General features: G+C 59.9%; 15 protein-coding genes. 4 read left to right on the top strand and 11 right to left on the bottom strand.

Translation table 11 applies throughout. From position 1 onward, the window contains the following. Positions 1 to 848 precede the first annotated feature (848 nt). The 9 genes from B0T39_RS22300 to rluD form a co-directional block, all read right to left on the bottom strand. Complete coding sequence (locus B0T39_RS22300) at positions 849 to 1,565, bottom strand: ATP-binding protein (RefSeq protein WP_081550614.1); 717 nt, start codon at positions 1,563 to 1,565, stop codon at positions 849 to 851. Beyond that, positions 1,566 to 2,357 (bottom strand): hypothetical protein, encoded by a 792-nt coding sequence (locus tag B0T39_RS25335; RefSeq protein ID WP_141111355.1) that lies wholly within the window; start codon positions 2,355 to 2,357, stop codon positions 1,566 to 1,568. It lies immediately after the preceding gene. Positions 2,358 to 2,419: 62 nt separating this feature from the next. Then, on the bottom strand, positions 2,420 to 3,499 hold the full coding sequence (locus tag B0T39_RS22290; protein ID WP_048410338.1) for a ribonucleotide-diphosphate reductase subunit beta: 1,080 nt from the start codon (positions 3,497 to 3,499) through the stop codon (positions 2,420 to 2,422). 19 nt (positions 3,500 to 3,518) lie between these two features. Further along, positions 3,519 to 3,743 carry a hypothetical protein gene (locus B0T39_RS22285; protein ID WP_019102820.1) on the bottom strand — a complete coding sequence of 75 codons (225 nt, stop codon included), beginning with the start codon at positions 3,741 to 3,743 and terminating at the stop codon, positions 3,519 to 3,521. A 13-nt stretch (positions 3,744 to 3,756) separates the two neighbouring features. Continuing rightward, the gene (locus tag B0T39_RS22280; protein WP_043631350.1) at positions 3,757 to 4,143 is read right to left on the bottom strand and encodes a hypothetical protein; all 387 of its coding nucleotides are present in this window, start codon (positions 4,141 to 4,143) and stop codon (positions 3,757 to 3,759) included. Positions 4,144 to 4,329: 186 nt separating this feature from the next. Beyond that, on the bottom strand, positions 4,330 to 4,710 hold the full coding sequence (locus B0T39_RS22275) for a hypothetical protein (RefSeq protein ID WP_081550610.1): 381 nt from the start codon (positions 4,708 to 4,710) through the stop codon (positions 4,330 to 4,332). 248 nt (positions 4,711 to 4,958) lie between these two features. Continuing rightward, positions 4,959 to 7,814: a ribonucleoside-diphosphate reductase subunit alpha gene (locus tag B0T39_RS22270; protein ID WP_081550608.1), complete on the bottom strand. Its 2,856-nt coding sequence runs from the start codon at positions 7,812 to 7,814 to the stop codon at positions 4,959 to 4,961. A 778-nt stretch (positions 7,815 to 8,592) separates the two neighbouring features. Then, positions 8,593 to 9,348 (bottom strand): peptidoglycan editing factor PgeF, encoded by a 756-nt coding sequence (pgeF, locus tag B0T39_RS22265; RefSeq protein ID WP_081550606.1) that lies wholly within the window; start codon positions 9,346 to 9,348, stop codon positions 8,593 to 8,595. Then, positions 9,338 to 10,441, bottom strand: coding sequence for a 23S rRNA pseudouridine(1911/1915/1917) synthase RluD (rluD, locus tag B0T39_RS22260; RefSeq protein ID WP_019100171.1), 1,104 nt, complete (start codon positions 10,439 to 10,441; stop codon positions 9,338 to 9,340). Before rluD ends, pgeF begins: the two co-directional genes overlap by 11 nt. Between rluD and B0T39_RS22255 the strand changes: the two genes are divergently transcribed. Together B0T39_RS22255 and B0T39_RS22250 are read left to right on the top strand one after the other, a co-directional pair. After that, positions 10,440 to 11,231, top strand: a complete 792-nt coding sequence (locus tag B0T39_RS22255) for an outer membrane protein assembly factor BamD (protein ID WP_081550604.1) — start codon at positions 10,440 to 10,442, stop codon at positions 11,229 to 11,231. The genes rluD and B0T39_RS22255 overlap by 2 nt on opposite strands. A gap of 142 nt (positions 11,232 to 11,373) precedes the next feature. Next, positions 11,374 to 12,900: a hypothetical protein gene (locus B0T39_RS22250; RefSeq protein WP_081550602.1), complete on the top strand. Its 1,527-nt coding sequence runs from the start codon at positions 11,374 to 11,376 to the stop codon at positions 12,898 to 12,900. 60 nt (positions 12,901 to 12,960) lie between these two features. On the opposite strand, the gene B0T39_RS22245 is transcribed toward B0T39_RS22250, so the two are convergent. Beyond that, positions 12,961 to 13,299, bottom strand: coding sequence for a P-II family nitrogen regulator (locus B0T39_RS22245; protein WP_019100167.1), 339 nt, complete (start codon positions 13,297 to 13,299; stop codon positions 12,961 to 12,963). Between the two features lie 148 nt (positions 13,300 to 13,447). On the opposite strand from B0T39_RS22245, the gene purL reads away from it, so the two are divergent. Then, the gene (purL, locus tag B0T39_RS22240) at positions 13,448 to 17,407 is read left to right on the top strand and encodes a phosphoribosylformylglycinamidine synthase (RefSeq protein ID WP_081550600.1); all 3,960 of its coding nucleotides are present in this window, start codon (positions 13,448 to 13,450) and stop codon (positions 17,405 to 17,407) included. A gap of 85 nt (positions 17,408 to 17,492) precedes the next feature. Here purL and B0T39_RS22235 read toward each other — a convergent pair whose 3' ends face one another. Further along, entirely contained in the window at positions 17,493 to 18,413 is a 921-nt protein-coding gene (locus B0T39_RS22235) for a LysR family transcriptional regulator (RefSeq protein ID WP_081550618.1), read from the bottom strand. Between the two features lie 115 nt (positions 18,414 to 18,528). Here B0T39_RS22235 and B0T39_RS22230 point away from each other — a divergent pair, with 115 nt between their 5' ends. Then, on the top strand, positions 18,529 to 19,293 hold the full coding sequence (locus tag B0T39_RS22230) for a sulfite exporter TauE/SafE family protein (protein ID WP_206118846.1): 765 nt from the start codon (positions 18,529 to 18,531) through the stop codon (positions 19,291 to 19,293). Positions 19,294 to 19,439: the final 146 nt, after the last annotated feature.

Here is a 19,439-nt window from a genome sequence, read left to right as displayed (position 1 = left end):
ATACCACCAGCAGTGTTTGCGGCACGCTATCGCCAGCAGCGGACCACCGAACTATCAAGCAGTACCACTACCATGCAAACCTAGGACTTCTCTCCTTATCGCTGGTATGGCTGGAGGGGGAAGATCAATGGTATTTGATCGACAGGTAGAAAAATTGAGAGGCAGAGTTGACAAAGTAGTAGTGAGGCATAGCCTGGGATAAGGTATCCCAGGAAATCATACAATGAGAATGGGTTTTGTTTTGGCATCTTATCAGCACCTTGTTTGTATTTTCACTAGTTTATTTTTGTGAATTTTAGATGCGGGGAAGGATAATTCCAGAAATAAATGGGGTCTAGGTATTTTTACTAGATTTGAATGGTGGTCGAGAGTGTGGGTGCTTGTTTTGAACTCATATGGATATGAGTTTGATAGGTAAGGAGAGTGTCTAAAATAGATGTAATAGGATGTTATGTGACTATTTCTTGTATTAAAGTTAGAGTCGAATCAAGGTGCCTATATTCCCTTCAGCGCAAGCCGACTTTCGAACCAGACTCGTGGTTTTAAGCTGCCGATTGTTCGACGCGGGGTGACGGTAGCGCCTCGCTAGTTCCGACAGCTCCCCGAGTCTGGTTTGAAAGACGGGGTTTCGCAGGGCTGTAGGGGCGGCCTGGGGTTGCAAGGGGATTGGTCGCACAATCCCCTTGTCCGTTTGTCGGGCGGAACCGGCATGTCAAATATCATCCGCGAAGCGGATTCCAAAATATAATGACCATCTCAATGGGGTGCTTCAACTTCGCGGTAAATGTTGGGTTTCACAAATTTAGCCCAACCTACCGTGCTGAACTTCTAATGAGCGGATGGTTGTGTTAATTATTTAAGATTAATGGCAATTTTATTCTAGCAGAAAAATGACCCATATCAACTCCTCCCATATTTGTTATAGGCTTACTGCTTGGTGCGAAATTAACTGAGCCATTTAGAATTTTTGCAATTCTTAATGCATTGTACACCCCATAGCCTGAACCATTGTTTTGTGATTTGATTGCGTTTTTCCCACGAAACTCTTTTTGTCCAATTTTTTCAAGTTCAGATGCCTCTAAGAACGGTCCAATTGATGAAATTTCAATGCAAACTTCACTTTCTATTCTTGAGCAGCTTATCTCAACCGTGCCCGAACGTGGGGAGTACTTTGTTGCATTTTGCACAATTAAGTCTAACAGTTGTTCAAAAAGTGGAATGTACGTTGTTATTGTTATATCACTTACGTCTTGGATATTAAATTTTATCCCTTTTGATTTTTGCACTTGGCTTTGCTTGAGTTTTGCACGTGTAATTTTTGATAATGTTGACAAATCACCTGGAGCATATAGGGATTTAATATCTTCATCTGAGTCCAAGGTGCTAATTGTTATCCATCCTGAAAAATCATCCCAGGTTTCTATTACTTTCTGAAGTGCATTCCTCGCTTGCTGTATCTCACCATCCAAATTGTTGCCATTTATATTCTTTTGGACTATTTGCAAATTTACTTGCAATGTTCTTGATAAATTCCTAAATCGCTCTAACAGCTGCTGAGTTTCCATTTAATTGACCGCTCCGGCAGGTAAGATTATTTTGGATATCTTCAATGCATAATTACCGATCTCCAAAATATTGGTAGTATTGAGTAAATTTTCTGAGTCGCTGATTATTCTTTCCATCTCCGCCTCCGTTTTGAATGGCTTTTCCCCTATGTATTTATAAAAAAGCATTGATTTCGTAAAGCTAATTTTTACATTTACGATTTGCTTTTCTGTAGCGCCCATTACTCTGAGTCTTTTTTCAAGAAATAGCCATCTTTTATGAGGATTTGATAGGATATCTTTTATTTTTTTTGTATTAAACAAAAAGTCATCTTCACTCCAGTCTTTAGAGAAGATTGCATCAACAATATTTTCTTTTCCCTTGGTTATCAATACACCAGGGGAAGCAGTATAGGCTATTATAATTTTAAATGGGAATTTTTCACGCAAACTTTCTATTACGCCGAGTCCTTGGCTGCTCTTGAATATCTCGGTCCCAATTCCGTTTATGTCTACGATTATCGCATCGTATTTGTCCAAACTGATGGATTTTATTTTTTGACCAGACTGCTTAACTGGAAGGGTGTAGTCTTTGAATGTGTTTGTTTCAAATCCGGTCTCATTTAGTGCATCCTCCCATGGAAATTGATCATCATCAATCACTGCAATTTTAATTTTGCGCGAAACTTTCACAATTGTTGATATGTCAAATTTAATATCTTCAGGATGTGTTCGCTTTGCCTTGTATGCAGCAATAGTTGCATACAATCTAATTTGCAGGTATTTAATAAAACTAAGTAATTTTTTTCCCAAAATTCATCTCCAATGTCATTTATTTTTGATAAAAAAAAGCGCACTACGTGCGCTTTGATAATTTAATCCCAGCTCAACGCCCCGCCAGTCTGGTACTCAGTAACCCGCGTCTCAAAGAAGTTCTTCTCTTTCTTCAAGTCGATCATCTCGCTCATCCACGGGAAGGGGTTGTTCACGCCGGGGTAGAGTTGGTCCAGGCCAATCTGCTGCATGCGGCGGTTGGCGATGAAGCGCAGGTATTCCTTGAACATGCTGGCGTTTAGGCCCAGCACGCCGCGTGGCATAGTGTCTTCGGCGTAAGCGTATTCCAGTTCCACCGCGTGCTTGAACAGTTCGGTGATCTCGGCCTTGAAGCTTTCGGTCCAGATTTCCGGCTGTTCCAGCTTGATGGTGTTGATCAGGTCGATGCCGAAATTGCAGTGCATGGACTCGTCGCGCAGGATGTACTGGTACTGTTCCGCCGCGCCGGTCATTTTGTTCTGACGGCCCAGCGCCAGGATTTGCACAAAGCCCACGTAGAAGAACAGGCCTTCCATGATGCAGGCAAACACGATCAGGGATTTGAGCAGCTTCTGGTCGTTTTCCAGTGTGCCGGTCTTGAAGGCCGGGTCGCACAGTACGTCGATGAAGGGGATCAGGAATTCATCTTTGTCGCGGATGGATTTGATTTCGTTGTAGGCGTTGAAGACTTCGCCTTCGTCCAGGCCCAGGCTTTCCACGATGTATTGGTAGGCGTGGGTGTGGATGGCTTCGTCAAAGGCTTGGCGCAGCAGGAACTGGCGGCATTCCGGGCTGGTGATCTGGCGGTAGGTGCCCAGCACGATGTTGTTGGCGGCCAGGGAGTCCGCGGTCACGAAGAAGCCGAGGTTGCGCTTGACGATGCGCATTTCGTCTTCGGTCAGCTGGCCGGTTTTCCACTGTTCGATGTCGCGCTGCATGTTCACTTCTTGCGGCATCCAGTGGTTGGCGCATTGGGCCAGGTATTTTTCCCATGCCCATTTGTGTTTGAAGGGCACGAGCTGGTTGACGTCGGTGGTGCCGTTGATCACTTTTTTGTCCACCACGTTGACGCGGCCGGCGGCGTTGGCGCCCGCGGAGGGGGCGGCCGGTTTGGTTTCGATGGTGTCGTCAAAGTTCAGCATTAAGGGCTCCTGTTTGGATTTATTCCGCGTCCGGCGCGGTGATTTGGGGCGGCAGCGGCTGCTTGTCGCCAGCCAGGCTGGGGCTGAGCGGCAGGCTGCTTTTGCGCAGTATTTGTATCTGGCGCGGCGCGGCGACAAGTGCCGGCACCGGGTCCAGGTCTACGTGCAGGCTGCCCAGTTTGCGGTAGCCTGCGTCTTTGCCATGTTCGCCATGGCGGGCGATACAGAATGCGGTGGCGCTCATGAGCGGCGTCCTTTCAGAAGCGCAGCTGTTGGCTGAGGCGGTGGATCAGCTGGCGTTCGCTGCTTTCCTCCTGCTCCACCTGGCTGCCGCGCGGCTGCCGCAGCTTCAGCAGCTGGCGGTATTGCCGGTTGGCTTGTTCTATGTCTTGTTTGAGCAGCTCTATTTGCTGCTGCAGTTCTTCCGGCTGGCAGTACACCACCAGTGCGTCCGCTTCTACCCAGGCTTTGCGCCACACCTTTTGGCGCGGCAGGCGGCGGGCTTCGTTGAACAGGTCCTTCCATTCGCAGGGCGGGGCCTGGTTCAGCGTCAGGTACATATTGAACAGCACAAACTGCTTGTCGGGGTTGTGGGTTCTTTGTTCGCAAAACCCGTTGATCCGGATATTTTCAAACGCTTGCATCTGACCTCCTGCTGAAGCCTGGCTGGTGGCGGCGGGGCCGTGGGCCTCGTCTTCCTGGAACCCGCCCAAAACCCGCCGCGCTTGCTTGCTTGGTCTTGAGCTGTTTCCGTCTGCCCGCATGGCGGGCCGGCGGCGTTTCCATCCCGAAGCCGCCTGGGGGGCAAGCGGCTTGAGGCTGGGCACTACTTACTGCTGCGGCGCGTCTTGATACTGGACCAGGCCGTAAATCTTCCACTGGCCGTCCACCCGTTTCAGGTGGTAGCCGGTGCAGTATTCCCAGGCCGGCTGGTCCTGGCGTTGCACAATCCAGCGCACGCGGGCGCTGGCGGCGTCGTTGCCAAAATTCAGCACGCTGTCCAGTTGGTGGCTGGCGCTGATGAAGCCCTGGCTGCGGTACCACGCCAGCAAGGCGGTGGTGGTGTCGCGCAGCGATGCTATGTCGTCCCAGCTGCTCAGGTCTCCCTGATGGATGGCAGTGAAGGGCACGGTGAAGTGCGCGCTCACTTGGGGCACATCCAGCTGGCTGTAGCCCACGGCGTAGCTGTTGAAAAATTCTTCTATATTCATCCGGTTTCCCCTGGTTTTGCGTGTGTGCTGTGTCCGCTGCCGTTACGGTCTGGCGCGGTTTATTGCTACGTTCCCCATTGGCCAGCCGTCTGAACGGGCAGGCGGCTGGCCAATGGGAGGGGTGGCCGGATTGCGGGGCCATGTCACAGCCGGCTGTGTGCAACGGGCTGTGAGATGGAGCCTGGCCGGGGCCAGGCTAGACCAGCCCCGAGGGGCCGGCCGTTCAAGCCAGGATGGCTGCTTCCGCCTTATTGGCAGCTTTCGCAATCCGGGTTGTCGATGCTGCAGAACTTGGCGTCGGTGGCCGGGGTGTTGTCCACCACGGCTTCCGGTGCCGCGGCCGCTTGGCTGTGGCTGTTGGACACCGCGTTCAGTTCGCCGCCGCGGCCGGTGGATTTCTCGGCGCTGGTGGCGGCCAGGGTGCGCAGGTAGTAGGTGGTTTTCAGGCCGCGCAACCAGGCGTGCTTGTACAGCTCGTCCAGTTTCTTGCCGGAGGCGCCCGCCATGTACAGGTTCAGGGACTGAGCCTGGTCGATCCACTTCTGGCGGCGGGAGGCTGCTTCCACCAGCCAGCGCGGGTCCAGTTCAAAGGCGGTGGCGTAGAGGGCTTTCAGTTCGGCCGGCACGCGGTCGATCTGGCCCAGGCTGCCGTCAAAGTATTTGAGGTCGGCCACCATGACTTCGTCCCACAGGCCGGCGGCTTTCAGGTCGCGCACCAGGTATTCGTTGGTGACGGTGAATTCGCCGGACAGGTTGGATTTGACGAACAGGTTCTGGTAGGTCGGCTCAATGCTCGCCGATACGCCGATGATGTTGGCGATGGTGGCGGTGGGCGCGATGGCCAGGCAGTTGCTGTTGCGCATGCCGTGGGTCTTCACGCGTTCGCGCAGCGCGTTCCAGTCCATGCGTTCGCTGCGGTCCACTTCCAGGAAGCCGCCGCGTTCGGCCGCCAGCAGGTTGATGCTGTCGTGCGGCAGGATGCCGCGGTCCCACAGGCTGCCCTTGTAGGATGGGTAGCGGCCGCGTTCTTCCGCCAGTTCGGTGGACGCCCAGTAAGCGTAGTAGGCCACCATTTCCATGGATTCGTCGGCAAACTCCACCGCGGCGTCGGAGCCGTAGGCCACGCGCTTCTGGTGCAGGCAGTCCTGGAAGCCCATGATGCCCATGCCCACCGGACGGTGTTTCAGGTTGGAGTTGCGCGCCTTCTTCACCGGGTAGAAGTTGATGTCGACGACGTTGTCCAGCATGCGCAGGGCGATGCGGATGGTGCGCTGCAGTTTTTCGGCGTCCAGGCTGCCGTCGGCCTTCAGGTGGGCGGACAGGTTGACGGAACCCAGGTTGCAGACCGCGATTTCGTCCTCATTGGTGTTGAGGGTGATCTCGGTGCAAAGGTTGGAGCTGTGCACCACGCCCATGTGTTGCTGCGGGCTGCGGATGTTGCACGGGTCCTTGAAGGTCATCCACGGGTGGCCGGTTTCAAACAGCATGGTCAGCATTTTGCGCCACAGGGACAGCGCCGGGATGCGCTTGTACACCTTGAGCTCGCCGCGCTCGCCCATGGCTTCGTATTCCTTGTAGCGCTTCTCGAAGGCCGCGCCGTACAGGTCGTGCAGGTCCGGGGCTTCGGACGGGGACAGCAGGGTCCAGTCCGCGCCTTCCATCACGCGCTTCATGAACAGGTCCGGAATCCAGTTGGCGGTGTTCATGTCGTGGGTGCGGCGGCGGTCGTCGCCGGTGTTCTTGCGCAGCTCCAGGAATTCTTCAATGTCCGCGTGCCAGGTTTCCAGGTAGGCGCAGACGGCGCCTTTGCGTTTGCCGCCCTGGTTCACCGCCACGGCGGTGTCGTTGACCACTTTCAGGAACGGCACCACGCCCTGGGATTTGCCGTTGGTGCCCTTGATGTGGGAGCCCATGGCGCGCACGGAGGTCCAGTCATTGCCCAGGCCGCCGGCAAACTTGGACAGCAGGGCGTTTTCCTTGATGCCTTCGTAGATGCCGTCCAGGTCGTCGGCAATGGTGGTCAGGTAGCAGCTGGACAGCTGGCTGCGACGGGTGCCGGAGTTGAACAGGGTGGGGGTGGACGACATGAAGTCGAAGCTGGAGAGCACGTTGTAGAACTCGATGGCGCGCTCTTCGCGGTTCACTTCGTTCAGCGCCAGGCCCATGGCCACGCGCATGTAGAAGGCCTGCGGCATTTCGATGCGGGTGCCGTCCACGTGCAGGAAGTAGCGGTCAAACAGGGTTTGCAGGCCCAGGTAGCCAAACTTCAGGTCGCGGTTGGCGTCCAGCGCGGCGCCCATTTTTTTCAGGTCGTATTCGCCCAGTTTTTCATCCAGCAGTTCGGCGTCGATGCCTTTCTTGATGAAGGTGGGGAAGTACAGCGCGTACTGCTTGGCCATTTCTTCCTGGCTGACGGCTTCGCCCAGGATTTCCAGGCGGATGTTGTTCAGCAGCAGGCGGGCGGTCACGTAATCGTAAGCCGGGTCCTGCTCAATCATGGAGCGGGCGGCCAGGATGGCGGATTTGTTGACTTCGTCTTCGCTGACGCCGTCGTAAATATTCTTCAGGGTTTCGCTGAGGATGGCGTCGATGTCGATGCCGGCCAGGTTTTGGCTGGCGGATTCGATGGTGGCGCGCAGGCGGGCCACGTCCAGCGGCAGCTTGCGGCCGTCTTTGCGCACCACGTTGATCTGCACCTGGGTCAGGGCTTCGCCGCGGGCGGCGCGCTCTTGGGAGCGTTGTTCGCGGTACAGCACGTAGGCGCGGGCTACATCATGCTCGCCAAAGCGCATCAGAGACAGTTCCACCTGGTCCTGGATGTCTTCGATGTGGATGGCTCCGCCTTCCGGTTTGCGGCGCATCAGGGCGCTGGCCACTTGTTCGCTCAGCTGGGCGACTTTTTCGCGCAGGCTGGCGGAGGTGGCGCCCTGGTGGCCCATGACGGCCAGGAAGGCTTTGGTCATGGCGATGGAGATCTTGACGGGTTCGAACGGCACCACCGCACCGTTGCGACGGATGGTTTTGTACTGGCTGAAATCGGCCTTGGGCGCGGCTGCGCGGCCGAGTTCTGCGGCGGTCTGCCCTTCAAAGGTGGTCAATTGCATGTAGCCCTCGATAAGGTGGGTGGTTGCGTCCTTCCGTTACTGCGTTTCCCGAAGGGCAGGCCGGCTGTGGACAAATCTGTTGAAAAGCTGTGCGCGAGCTGTGGGTAAACACAATATGTATTGTTTGTAGCTCGCGGAACACCCAAATTCTAGTGTTGAGTATGGGGCAGTACAAGTCTTGACAGCGGAAGATTTAATGGCTGTTTTGGCGGGAATTTGGGGCGAAAGCCCGTGGTTGCTGGCTTTGCGGGGCCTGAGATTTTTTTTGGCCGGCCGACACATTTTATTCTGTAGGCAGGAAAGCTCGTTGAAACAAGCCGCAGCGGGGTGGGTGGCGCGGGCCACTAGATGTTGTGGATTTGCATCAGGGCGCGGGCAGTGCTGAGTTGGGGGGAAGTGGTGCGTAATTGGTGTGTTGGGTTTTTGGCCTGTCTGACCGCGCAATCAATGAAAAGCCCCGCATGCGGCGGGGCCATGGGGCGGGCGTCTTGGAACGTGTTTACGATCTCGCGAGCTAAGGCGAGACAAGGCGTTGCGGCTGAGAAAGCGGAATGTACTCGTGGTACATGAGCATTTTGAGCTTGTTTTTAACCCCGTATCGCTGAAGCGCAGCAGACGATGAACAGGCTCTTAGAGCCTGTTCAAAATCTTGCGAGCTAAGACGAGACAAGGCGTTGCGGCTGAGAAAGCGGAATGTACGTGTGGTACATGAGTATTTCGAAGCCGGCACTCATCGCACAATCGCTCTACCGACGCGCAGCAGATCGTAAACAGATTCTTACTCCAGCCAGATCAGGCTGGCCATGCGGCCGGTCTGGCCGTCGCGGCGGTAGGAGAAGAAGCGCGCGCGGTCTATCACCGTGCATTCTTCGCCGCCGTAGATCTGTTCCACGCCGGCGGCGTTCAGGCGCTGGCGCGCCAGCGCGTAGATGTCGGCCAGGTATTTGCCGTCGCCAATGTCGCTGAAGGCGGCCGCGGCGGCCGGGTTGCGTTCCATGAAGGCGGCGCGCACTTCCGCGCCCACTTCAAAGGCATCCGGGCCGATGGCGGGGCCCAGCCAGGCCATCAGCCGCGCCGGGCGCTCGTTGCAGGCGGCCACGGCGGCTTCTATTACGCCGTCGCACAGCCCGCGCCAGCCGGCGTGGGCGGCGGCCACTACGGTGCCTTCGCTATTGCACAGCAAGAGCGGCAGGCAGTCCGCGGTCATGATTGCGCACACCGTGCCGGGCTGGCGGCTGAAGCTGGCGTCGGCGTCCGGGGGCTGGGCGCCCACCTCGGCCGCGTTCAGCACCGTCACGCCGTGCACCTGATTCAGCCAAGCCGGTTCCGCCGGCAGTTGTTGGCGCAGCAGCGCGCGGTTGGCGGCCACGGCGGCCGGGTCGTCGCCCACGTGCAGGCCCAGGTTCAGGCTGTGAAAGGGCGCGGCGCTGACGCCGCCGTTGCGGGTGGTGATCAGGGTGCGCACATTGGGCGGCGCGGGCCAGTCGGCCTCCAGCCAGTCCGGCGCTTGCTCGGCGGACAGCTCAGCGGACATAGATCACCTCCACGTCGCCGTCGTCTTCGTCGTCTTCTTCGTCCCAGTCCTCGTCTTCCGCCTCGTCCAGCAACTGCGGCAGCGGCGCGTCGTCGGCGGCGTCGCCGTCGCCGCGCAGCACGTCCAGCAGGTGGCGCAGGTCTTCCGGCAGCGGCGCTTTCCAGTTGCGCTCCTCGCCGCTGGCCGGGTGCACCAGGGTCAGGGAGTAAGCGTGCAGCGCCTGGCGGCCCAGCGACTTGACCACGGCGGCGATGTCTTCGTCCATCTTGTGGCGCAGGTTGCCGTAGATGGGGTCGCCGGCCAGCGGGTGGTTGGCTTCGCGCATATGCACGCGGATCTGGTGGGTGCGGCCGGTTTCCAGCTTGCACTCGATATAGGAGTGGCTGGCGAAGCGCTCCAGCACCCGCACATGGGTGATGGCCTGTTTGCCGCCAAATTTCAGCACCGCCATTTTCAGGCGGTTGTGCGGGTCGCGGCCCATCTGGGTTTCGATGGTGCCGTCAAACGGCACGTTGCCGTCGGCGATGGCGCGGTAGATGCGCTTGACGGTGCGCGCCTGCAACTGGCGCACCAGTTCGGTCTGGGCCGGCAGCGTCTTGGCCACCACCATCAAGCCGCTCGTGTCCTTGTCCAGCCGGTGCACAATGCCGGCGCGCGGCACTTGGGCCAGCGCCGGGCAGTGGTGCAGCAGGCCGTTGAGCAGGGTGCCGCTCCAGTTGCCGGAGGCGGGGTGCACCACCAGGCCGGCCGGCTTGTTGATCACCAGGATGTGGTCGTCTTCAAAAATGATGGGCAAGTCCATGGCTTCCGGCTGGAAGGCCATCTCCTCGTTGCTGCGCATCAGGGTGACGTCCAGCTTCTCGCCCCCCAGCACCTTGGTCTTGGGCGCGGCGGTTTTTCCGTCCAGCAGCACGTGGCCATCTTTGATCCATTGCGTAAGACGGCTGCGCGAGTATTCCGGCATCAATTTCGCCAGCGCGGCGTCCAGCCGTTCGCCGCCCAGCGACAGCGGAACATCAAGTTGTTGTGTAGCGGATATCTCGTTTTCCGAGATGTCGCTATAATCGTCCGGGTCAAAGTAAGGATCAGTCATGAAAAGATACGTTGTCGCTGCAATGTTGGTGATGGGGCTTGCCGGTTGTGCAACCACGGAAACCTACGATGAGACTCGCGGCTGGACCGTGGAAAAGCTGTATTCGGAAGCGCATGATGAGTTGAACAGCGGCAATTATACCCGCGCTGTCAAGCTCTACGAAACGCTGGAAGCGCGTTTTCCTTACGGGCGTTACGCCCAGCAGGCGCAGATGGACCTGGCTTATACCCATTACAAGGATAACGAGCCGGAGCAGGCCATCGCCTCCGCCGACCGTTTCATCAAGCTTCATCCCACCCATCCAAACCTGGACTACCTCTATTATCTGAAAGGCTTGGTGTTTTACAACGATGATTCCGGCTTGCTGGCCAAATGGGCCGGCCAGGACATGAGCGAGCGCGATCCGCGCGCCGCGCGCGAGGCCTTCACCGCCTTTCGCGAACTGGTGACGCGCTTCCCCAACAGTATTTACAAGGAAGACGCCTCCAAGAAGATGGAGCGGCTGCTGGACGCGCTGGGCGGCAACGAGATGCACGTGGCTCGCTATTACATGAAGCGCGGCGCTTACCTGGCCGCGGCCAACCGCGCCCAGGGCGTGGTGAAGAGCTACGCCAACACCAAGTACCCGGAAGAGGCGCTGGGCATCATGATGGCGGCTTACGACAAGCTGTCCATGCCGCAACTGCGCGACGACGCCAAGCGCGTGCTGGCGCTGAACTACCCTAACAGCGAATACCTGAAAGCAGGCTGGTCCATTGAGGACATGCCGTGGTGGAAGCTGTGGAAGTAAGCTGGCCTTGAATGGTTCGAAAGCCCCCGGATTCCGGGGGCTTTTTGTTTGATGCCGGACAGGTTGCGCGGGGCCATGGTTTGAGGGTGATGCTTTTGGGATGATAGGATCTCGTCCTTTAAGCTGATAATCATAATTAGTCATGTTCAAAACCTTCGCTTCCCTGTTGGCGCTGGCCGCCTTGTGCGCGCCGCTTGCCGCCGCCGCAAAACCAGACGTCGTCCTACTGAAAGAGCGTTACCCGGAAAAGCTGTCCTACGACGGCTCGGCGCAACTACTGAGCGCTGGCGACGGCGAACTGAACGATTCCGTCATGGGCTTGATTGATGCGCTCAAGCTGCGTTTCCCTTGGCATGAGCTGTGGGCGCTGCGTTCGGCCAACGGTTTGACCTTGCGTCAGGGGCGAACAGAGGCGGCCTTGCCTTTGCCCAAGGGCAGTTATTTCACCACCAGCTATGTGGCGATGTCGCGAGACGGCCTGACCTTGGCTTTTGGAACCGGCCGGGACGGCAAACTGGAGGCTGTGCGCTGGCGGCGCGGCGGCGCGCTGGAGACGCTGGTGCCTGCGGGCCAGGCCTGGCTGTCCGGCGTCACCGGCATCAGCGCCGACGGCCGCACGGTGATTGGCTGGCTGCTGAGCGACGAAAAGGCCATGCTGCGTGGCTTCCAATGGGTGGAGGGCAAGGGGTTCAGTTTGTTGCCGGAACCCATGAGCTTGCCGCTGGCGCTGAGCGCGGATGGGGGCCTAACGGCCGGTCTTGCCTTGCGCGGCAATCTGGACATGCTGTGGCGGATGCGGCGGATGCAAGATTTCATGAACGAAAGCCCGCTAATGAGCGAGGGCGAGGTGACCAAGCTGCGAGTTTCCGGTGTCCATGCGGGGCGCGGGGATGTGGCTGGCTACTTCAAACATGCCGACACCGGCGTTTGGTACGGCTTTGTCTGGAATCCGGACGAGGGCAAGCCAAGCCGGCGCGAGCCCTTGCCGTGGCCGACCGAGGCGGAAGGCAAGGCGACTGGCGCGCAACGCGACGCGCAAGTGCTGGCCTGGGCCGGAATGAGCGGCGAGGATGGCAATATCTTCATGGAAAGCGACGTCGTGCGTTGGCGTGCGGGCGAGGGCGTCAGCGTGATCCGCGCTAAGTCCGTGTTGGAAGGCTTGTCCGCGGATGGGCGCACGGTTTTTGTGTCCTTTAACCGGGAAAGCGACCATAGCCGCGCCTTCGTGCAAATCTCGCCGGAGGGCGAGGTGGATCTGGAGGCGGCGGTGCGCGCGGAAACCCGCAAGGAGAGCCTGGAGATGTTCTTGCGCTCGGTCTCCGAGGATGGCCGCTACTTATGGCTGAGCTCGTTCACGGCAGACGGGACGTTCCCGCTGCGCTTGGAAAACGGCAAGCTGGCGCCGTTCTCGCCGGTGATGGGCGATCTGACGTTGACCGCTTTTAGTCAGGACGGCCGCGTGTTGGCGGGCACCTCCACCCAGCCGGAGCAGGGCGGCTACGCCACTTTGCGCTGGCGTTTTGGCGCGCCCAAGACGCAGCGCCTGTTCTGCCCTGGCGAGGAGAGGAGCAGCAGCCATATCGTCATGTCCGGCGACGGCAAGGTGGTGGCGGCGGGCCAGGAGAAGCACGGCAGGGTGCATACTTGCCTGTTCGGGCCTTTGGATTAAATGACAAGGCCCCGCGGAAGCGGGGCCTTGGAGAGTGGTTCCAGCGCTTGCCGGCGGGGCTCAGATCGCCTGTTCGTTGGTTTCGCCTGTGCGGATGCGCACCACTTGCTCCACCGGGGTGACGAAGATCTTGCCGTCGCCTATCTTGCCGGTGCGGGCGGTGGCGACGATGGTTTCGATGGCGCGTTCCACCAGATCGTCCGGCAGAATCACTTCCACTTTCACCTTGGGTAAAAAGTCCACCACGTATTCGGCGCCGCGGTAGAGCTCGGTATGGCCCTTTTGGCGGCCAAAGCCCTTGACCTCGGTGACGGTCAGGCCGTTGATGCCCAGTTCGGACAAGGCTTCGCGCACCTCGTCCAGTTTGAACGGCTTGATCACGGCTTCAACCTTTTTCATGCTGGAAGCTCCTTGCTGATGAGATGAAATGCTATGCGGATGAGGATTATTTTATTAAGCGGCGGGCATCCGGGCAATTAGCCGCTTAAAACAAACAGTGAATTGCTGTATTATGACGCGCTTTCCTGATACTTGTCGCGGGTGTCTAATGTCTTACCTTACCAAGCTCCGTGGCGGCGTTGCGCTGTCGCCGTTCCGTCTTGAAAAACTGCTTGCCGCAGCCGCCGAAGCCGGGCTGTCGGATCTCAGCATCAGTGCCGAATTCTGGCATTTCGCCGAAAGCGAAACCGAACTGACGTTGGAAGAGCAGGCCACCTTGGGCAAGTTGCTGAGCTACGGCGAAGCGCCGCTGGCCGGCCAGCCGGATGGCGAACTGTTTCTGGTGACGCCGCGATTGGGCACTTTGTCGCCCTGGGCCTCCAAGGCCACCGATATCGCCCAGCACTGCGGGCTGGGAGGGATTCACCGCATCGAACGCGGCACCGCCTTCTGGGTTAAGTCCGCAAAACAATCTTTAAATGAAGAGGCTCGTCATATTTTGACGGGCCTCTTGCACGATAGGATGACGGAAACGGTGTTGCCGTCGCTGGACGACGCGGCCCGCCTGTTTGTCCATCAAGATCCGCAGCCGATGACGTCGGTGGACATCCTCGCCGGCGGCCGCGCGGCCCTGGAGGCGGCCAACGCCGATCTGGGCCTGGCCCTGTCCGAGGACGAAGTGGATTATCTGGTGGAAAACTTCACCAAGATGCGGCGCAACCCCACCGACGTGGAATTGATGATGTTTGCGCAGGCCAACTCCGAGCACTGCCGCCACAAGATCTTCAACGCCAAATTCATCATCGACGGCGAAGAGCAGGAAAAGTCGCTGTTCCGCATGATCCGGGACACCCACGACGCCAATCCGCAAGGCACGCTGGTGGCGTACAAGGACAACGCCTCGGTGATCGAAGGCGCTTTCATCGAGCGCTTCTACCCGCAGCCGGAAGGCCACGGCTACGCTTACCACAGCGAACCCACCGATATTCTGATGAAGGTGGAGACGCACAACCACCCGACGGCAATTTCGCCGTTCGCCGGCGCCTCCACCGGCAACGGCGGCGAGATCCGCGACGAGGGCGCCACCGGCCGCGGCTCGCGTCCCAAGGCCGGCATGACCGGCTTCACCGTGTCCAATCTGAACATTCCGGGCTTTGTGCAGCCGTGGGAGCGTTACAGCGACGCGGCGGCGCAGTATGGCAAGCCGGAGCGCATCGCTTCCGCCTTGCAGATCATGCTGGAAGGCCCGATCGGCGGCGCGGCGTTCAATAATGAATTCGGCCGCCCCAATCTGACCGGCTATTTCCGCACCTTCGAAGAAGCGGTGGAAGGCGAGATGCGCGGCTATCACAAGCCGATCATGATCGCCGGCGGCCTGGGCAATATCCAGCAGCAGCAAATCCACAAGAACGAGATTCCGGAAGGCGCGCTGCTGATTCAACTGGGCGGCCCCAGCCTGCTGATCGGCCTGGGCGGCGGCGCGGCATCGTCGATGGACACCGGCGCCAACAGCGCGGACCTGGACTTTGACTCCGTGCAGCGCGGCAACCCGGAAATCGAACGCCGCTGCCAGGAAGTGATCGACCGCTGCTGGCAGATGGGCGACGCCAACCCCATCGTGTCCATTCACGACGTGGGCGCCGGCGGCCTGTCCAACGCTTTTCCGGAGCTGGTGAACGACGCCGGCCGCGGCGCTGTCTTCCATTTGCGCAAAGTGCATCTGGAAGAAAAGGGCATGACGCCGATGCAGATATGGTCCAACGAGTCGCAGGAACGCTATGTGATGGCGGTGCTGCCGCAGGACCTGGAGCGCTTCAGCGCGCTGTGCGAACGCGAGCGTTGCCCGTTCGCGGTGCTGGGCGTGGCCACCGACGACGGCCATCTGCAAGTGCGCGACGATCACTTCGACAACCATCCGGTGGATATGCCGCTGGAGGTGTTGCTGGGCAAGCCGCCGCGGATGACGCGCGACGTGACCACCCGCGAGCGCGAACTGAACATTTTCGACGCTTCGCGTTTTGAACTGAAGGAAACCGCGCTGCGCGTGCTGCGCAACCCGACGGTGGCGGACAAATCCTTCCTGATCACCATCGGCGACCGCACCGTGGGCGGCATGACCGCGCGCGATCAAATGGTGGGCCGCTGGCAGGTGCCGGTGGCGGACGTGGCCGTCACCACCATGGGTTTCAACACTTATCGCGGCGAGGCGATGGCGATGGGCGAACGCACGCCCACCGCGCTATTCGATGCGCCGGCCTCCGGCCGCATGGCGATAGGCGAGGCGTTGACCAATATCGCCGCGTCCTTCGTCGGCCACTTGGGCAACGTCAAACTGTCCGCCAACTGGATGGCCGCCGCCGGCCACCCGGGAGAGGAGGCGCGCCTGTACCGCACAGTGGACGCGGTGTCCAAGCTGAGCCAGGACCTGGGCATCAGCATCCCGGTGGGCAAGGATTCCTTGTCGATGAAGACGGTGTGGGAAGAGGCCGGCGAGAAGAAAGCCGTGACCGCGCCGCTGTCGCTGATCATTTCCGCTTTCTCCCCGGTGGAAGACGTGCGCAAAACCGCCACGCCGGAGCTGAAAGAGGACAAGGACACCGATCTGATCCTGATCGACCTGGGCTACGGCCGCTGCCGTTTGGGCGGCTCCATCTACGGCCAGGTATGGAAGGCGATGGACGGCAAGGCGCCGGACGTGGAGAGCCCGCATCAGCTGGCGGCCTTCTTCAACACCGTGCAGACGCTGTTGCGCGACGATATCTTGCTGGCCTATCACGACCGCTCCGACGGTGGCCTGTTCGTGACCTTGTCGGAAATGATGTTCGCTGGCCATATCGGCGTCACCATCGATCTGCAGGAACTGGTGATCGAGCGTAAGAACACCCAACGCATCATCGACGATTTCGTCCAGCCCACTCAGGAAGCCGCCACCCATGGTCGCCTGATGCGGGTGCTGTTCAATGAGGAGCTGGGCGCGGTGTTGCAGGTGAAGAAATCCGACACGCCCGAGGTGATCTCGCGCTTCATGAAGGCCGGCATCGGCCGCGAGCTGTTCGTGATCGGCCGCGTCAACAACAAGGACCGCCTGGTGATCAAGCACCGCGGCGTGGAGTTGTTCAACGAGAGCCGTTCCGACCTGCACCGCGAATGGTCCGAGACCAGCGCCCGCATGCAGCGCCTGCGCGACAATCCGGCCTGCGCCGACAGCGAGCACCTGCTGCGCTCCAGCCCGAAAGCGCCGGGCCTGAGCGCCAAGCTGAGCTTCGACGTGCACGCCGATCCGGCGGCGCCTTTCATCGCCAGCGGCGCGCGTCCGCGCCTGGCGGTGCTGCGCGAGCAGGGCGTCAACGGCCAGCTGGAGATGGCGGCGGCTTTCGACCGCGCCGGTTTCGACACCGTGGACGTGCATATGAGCGACGTCATCAGCGGCCGCGTGTCGCTGGCGGACTTCAAGGGCCTGGCCGCCTGCGGCGGCTTCAGCTACGGCGACGTGCTGGGCGCCGGCGAGGGTTGGGCCAAGAGCATTCTGTTCAACCCGCGCGCTCGCGAGCAGTTCGAGGCCTTCTTCGGCCGCGGCGACACTTTCGCGCTGGGCGTGTGCAACGGCTGCCAGATGATGTCCAATCTGTCGTCCATCATTCCGGGCGCGGAGCACTGGCCCAAGTTCCATCGCAACGCTTCCGAGCAGTTCGAGGCGCGCTTCGCCATGGTGGAAGTGACGGCCTCGCCGTCCATCTTCTTGTCCGACATGGTGGGTAGCCAGCTGCCGGTGGTGGTTAGCCACGGCGAAGGCCGCGCGGTGTTCGCGCCGGGCGCGCAGGAGCAGGTGCTGACGGCCTTGCGTTACGTCGATTTTGACGGCCGCGCCACTCAAACCTATCCGCTGAACCCCAACGGTTCGCCGGCCGGCATCACCGGGGTGACCACGGCCGACGGCCGCTTCACCATCATGATGCCGCATCCGGAGCGGGTGTTCCGCACGGTGCAGAACAGCTGGCATCCGGCGGAGTGGGGCGAGAGCGGCGGCTGGTATCGGATGTTCGCCTCCGCTCGCCGCTGGGTGGGCTGAGCGGCAAGCTCACGGCGGGCCGCTTGTCCGGCCCCGCCTGGCGTTATATGCGAACGGAAGCTTTGGCTTCCGTTTTTTTATGGCTTCAGCGCGCCTTAAGCCCGTAGCCGGCGTCGCGGGCGGCCGCACGCACCGCCTCCAGCAACAGCCGGGCTTTGCGCGGAATGCGGCGGTTGGCGAAGACGGCGTGCATTTGCGGATTGTCGCCGTGGCTGGAGACGATGCGGTAGTCCGGGCACAGCCGCAGCAGCTGGCCTGAGCGCACCAGCGGCTCGGCCAGCCAGTCTCCCAGGCGGGCGACGCCCAGGCCGGCCAGCACGGCGTGGAGCACGGCGCTGCCGGAGCTGACGCGGTGCCAGGGCGTGAGATTGAGGCTGAGTTGGTGGCCGGCGGAAACGAAGTTCCAGGCTTTCAGCACGCGCGGCGCGGAGTGGATCACCACTCGGTGTTCCGGCAGTTGTTCCGGCGTTTGCGGCGCGCCGTGGCGGGCGACGTAGTCCGGGCTGGCGTAGAGGTGGCGCTGGTAATCCCATAGCGGGTAGCCGATCAGCTCGCTGGAGGCGGGGAAGGCGCCGCGGATGCTGAAGTCCAGCTTTTCGCGTATCGGGTCCAATATGGTGTCGCTGTACAGCACGTCGAAGCGCAGTTCCGGGTTGGCGTCTGCCATGTGCGCCAGCACCGGCGGCAGCAGCGTGTGGCTCATCGCCTCCGGCGCGGAAAAACGCAGCAGGCCGCGCGGCGCCTCGCTCAAGGCGGCCAGCTCGTCTTCGGCTTCTTCCTGCAGGTCCAGCATCTTGCGTGCGGAGACGTAATAGCTTTCGCCGGCCAGGGTCAGGTTGAGCAGCTTTTGCGAGCGCGCCAGCAAGCTGCCGCCCAGCGCTTCTTCCAGCGCCTGCACTGCGCGGGTGGCGCTGCTGGGCGAGGTGCCCAGCTGGCGCGCGGCGGCGACAAAGCTTTTTCTTTCCACCACCGCGCAGAACACGCGCAATTCCCACAGCGATTTCATCTCGGCCTCGGTCATCTTGATTGCGATTTTCGCAATACGGTATTGCAAGCATGGGCGGCTGGCAAGGCATAGAATCTTGTCCTAACTGTAAGCGGCGCGAAGCCGGGAGAAATGAATGCTGTTGACCTTGAGTTTTCTGTGCGTGATTTCCTTCGCCGCCGGCTTGGTGGACGCGGCGGTGGGCGGCGGCGGGCTGATTCAGATTCCGGCCTTGTTCAGCGCCTTGCCCAATCTGGCGCCGGCCACGGTGTTCGGCACCAATAAGCTGGCCGCGGCCATGGGCACGCTGTCCGCCGCGCGCTCTTATCTGAAGCGGGTCCGGGTGCCGTGGCGCTTGGTGCTGCCTGCGGCGGTGGCGGCCTTCTTCATGTCCATCGCCGGCGCGGCCACGGTCAGCCTGATCGACAAAGCGGTGTTGCGGCCCATGGTGCTGGCGCTGCTGGTGGTGATGGCGGTGTACACCTTGTGGAAGAAGGATTTCGGCTCCCTGCACAAGCCGGTGGCGATAGGCCGGCGCGAGATGGCGATAGGCATGGCCATCGGCGGCGCTATCGGTTTTTACGACGGTCTGTTCGGCCCCGGCACCGGCAGCTTCCTGATGTTTCTGTTTATCCGCTTTTTCGCCTTCGACTTTCTGCACGCTTCGGCATCGGCCAAGGTGGTGAACCTGACCACCAACTGCGCGGCCTTGCTGTTCTTCATTCCCGCCGGCCATGTGCTGTTCCAGTACGCGCTGCCGATGGCGGCCTGCAATATGGCCGGCGCGATGGTGGGCAGCTGGGTGGCGATGAAGAAAGGCACCGGCTTTGTGCGGGTGTTGTTCCTGTTGCTGACCAGTACGCTGATCCTCAAGCTGGGCTGGGACATCTTCCACGGTTGATCCGCTGTGCAAGGCTGGCGGTGCTTCGGCGGTACGGCTAGAGAAGGGCGTTAAACGCCGCTTTCTCGGCCGTCTTGCTCTTGTTCGCGAGGCTTTGAGCGGGCTTCGAGGCCAAGCCGGCTTTTGAACTCTGGCGCGGCGTCCTT

It is taken from the genome of Chromobacterium haemolyticum, assembly GCF_002081825.1.
Classification (GTDB): Bacteria; Pseudomonadota; Gammaproteobacteria; order Burkholderiales; family Chromobacteriaceae; genus Chromobacterium; species Chromobacterium fluminis.
This window is presented reverse-complemented; position numbering and strand designations above follow the sequence as displayed.

Bases quoted from the DNA above. Each gene is read 5' to 3' on its own strand.
- B0T39_RS22280 (WP_043631350.1), bottom strand. From the start codon at position 4,143: ATGCAAGCGTTTGAAAATATCCGGATCAACGGGTTTTGCGAACAAAGA.
- pgeF (WP_081550606.1), bottom strand. From the start codon at position 9,348: ATGTCCGCTGAGCTGTCCGCCGAGCAAGCGCCGGACTGGCTGGAGGCC.
- B0T39_RS22230 (WP_206118846.1), top strand. From the start codon at position 18,529: ATGCTGTTGACCTTGAGTTTTCTGTGCGTGATTTCCTTCGCCGCCGGC.
- B0T39_RS22290 (WP_048410338.1), bottom strand. From the start codon at position 3,499: ATGCTGAACTTTGACGACACCATCGAAACCAAACCGGCCGCCCCCTCC.
- B0T39_RS22245 (WP_019100167.1), bottom strand. From the start codon at position 13,299: ATGAAAAAGGTTGAAGCCGTGATCAAGCCGTTCAAACTGGACGAGGTG.
- B0T39_RS22300 (WP_081550614.1), bottom strand. From the start codon at position 1,565: ATGGAAACTCAGCAGCTGTTAGAGCGATTTAGGAATTTATCAAGAACA.
- B0T39_RS22275 (WP_081550610.1), bottom strand. From the start codon at position 4,710: ATGAATATAGAAGAATTTTTCAACAGCTACGCCGTGGGCTACAGCCAG.
- B0T39_RS22255 (WP_081550604.1), top strand. From the start codon at position 10,440: ATGAAAAGATACGTTGTCGCTGCAATGTTGGTGATGGGGCTTGCCGGT.
- B0T39_RS22250 (WP_081550602.1), top strand. From the start codon at position 11,374: ATGTTCAAAACCTTCGCTTCCCTGTTGGCGCTGGCCGCCTTGTGCGCG.
- B0T39_RS22285 (WP_019102820.1), bottom strand. From the start codon at position 3,743: ATGAGCGCCACCGCATTCTGTATCGCCCGCCATGGCGAACATGGCAAA.
- B0T39_RS22235 (WP_081550618.1), bottom strand. From the start codon at position 18,413: ATGAAATCGCTGTGGGAATTGCGCGTGTTCTGCGCGGTGGTGGAAAGA.
- purL (WP_081550600.1), top strand. From the start codon at position 13,448: ATGTCTTACCTTACCAAGCTCCGTGGCGGCGTTGCGCTGTCGCCGTTC.
- rluD (WP_019100171.1), bottom strand. From the start codon at position 10,441: ATGACTGATCCTTACTTTGACCCGGACGATTATAGCGACATCTCGGAA.
- B0T39_RS22270 (WP_081550608.1), bottom strand. From the start codon at position 7,814: ATGCAATTGACCACCTTTGAAGGGCAGACCGCCGCAGAACTCGGCCGC.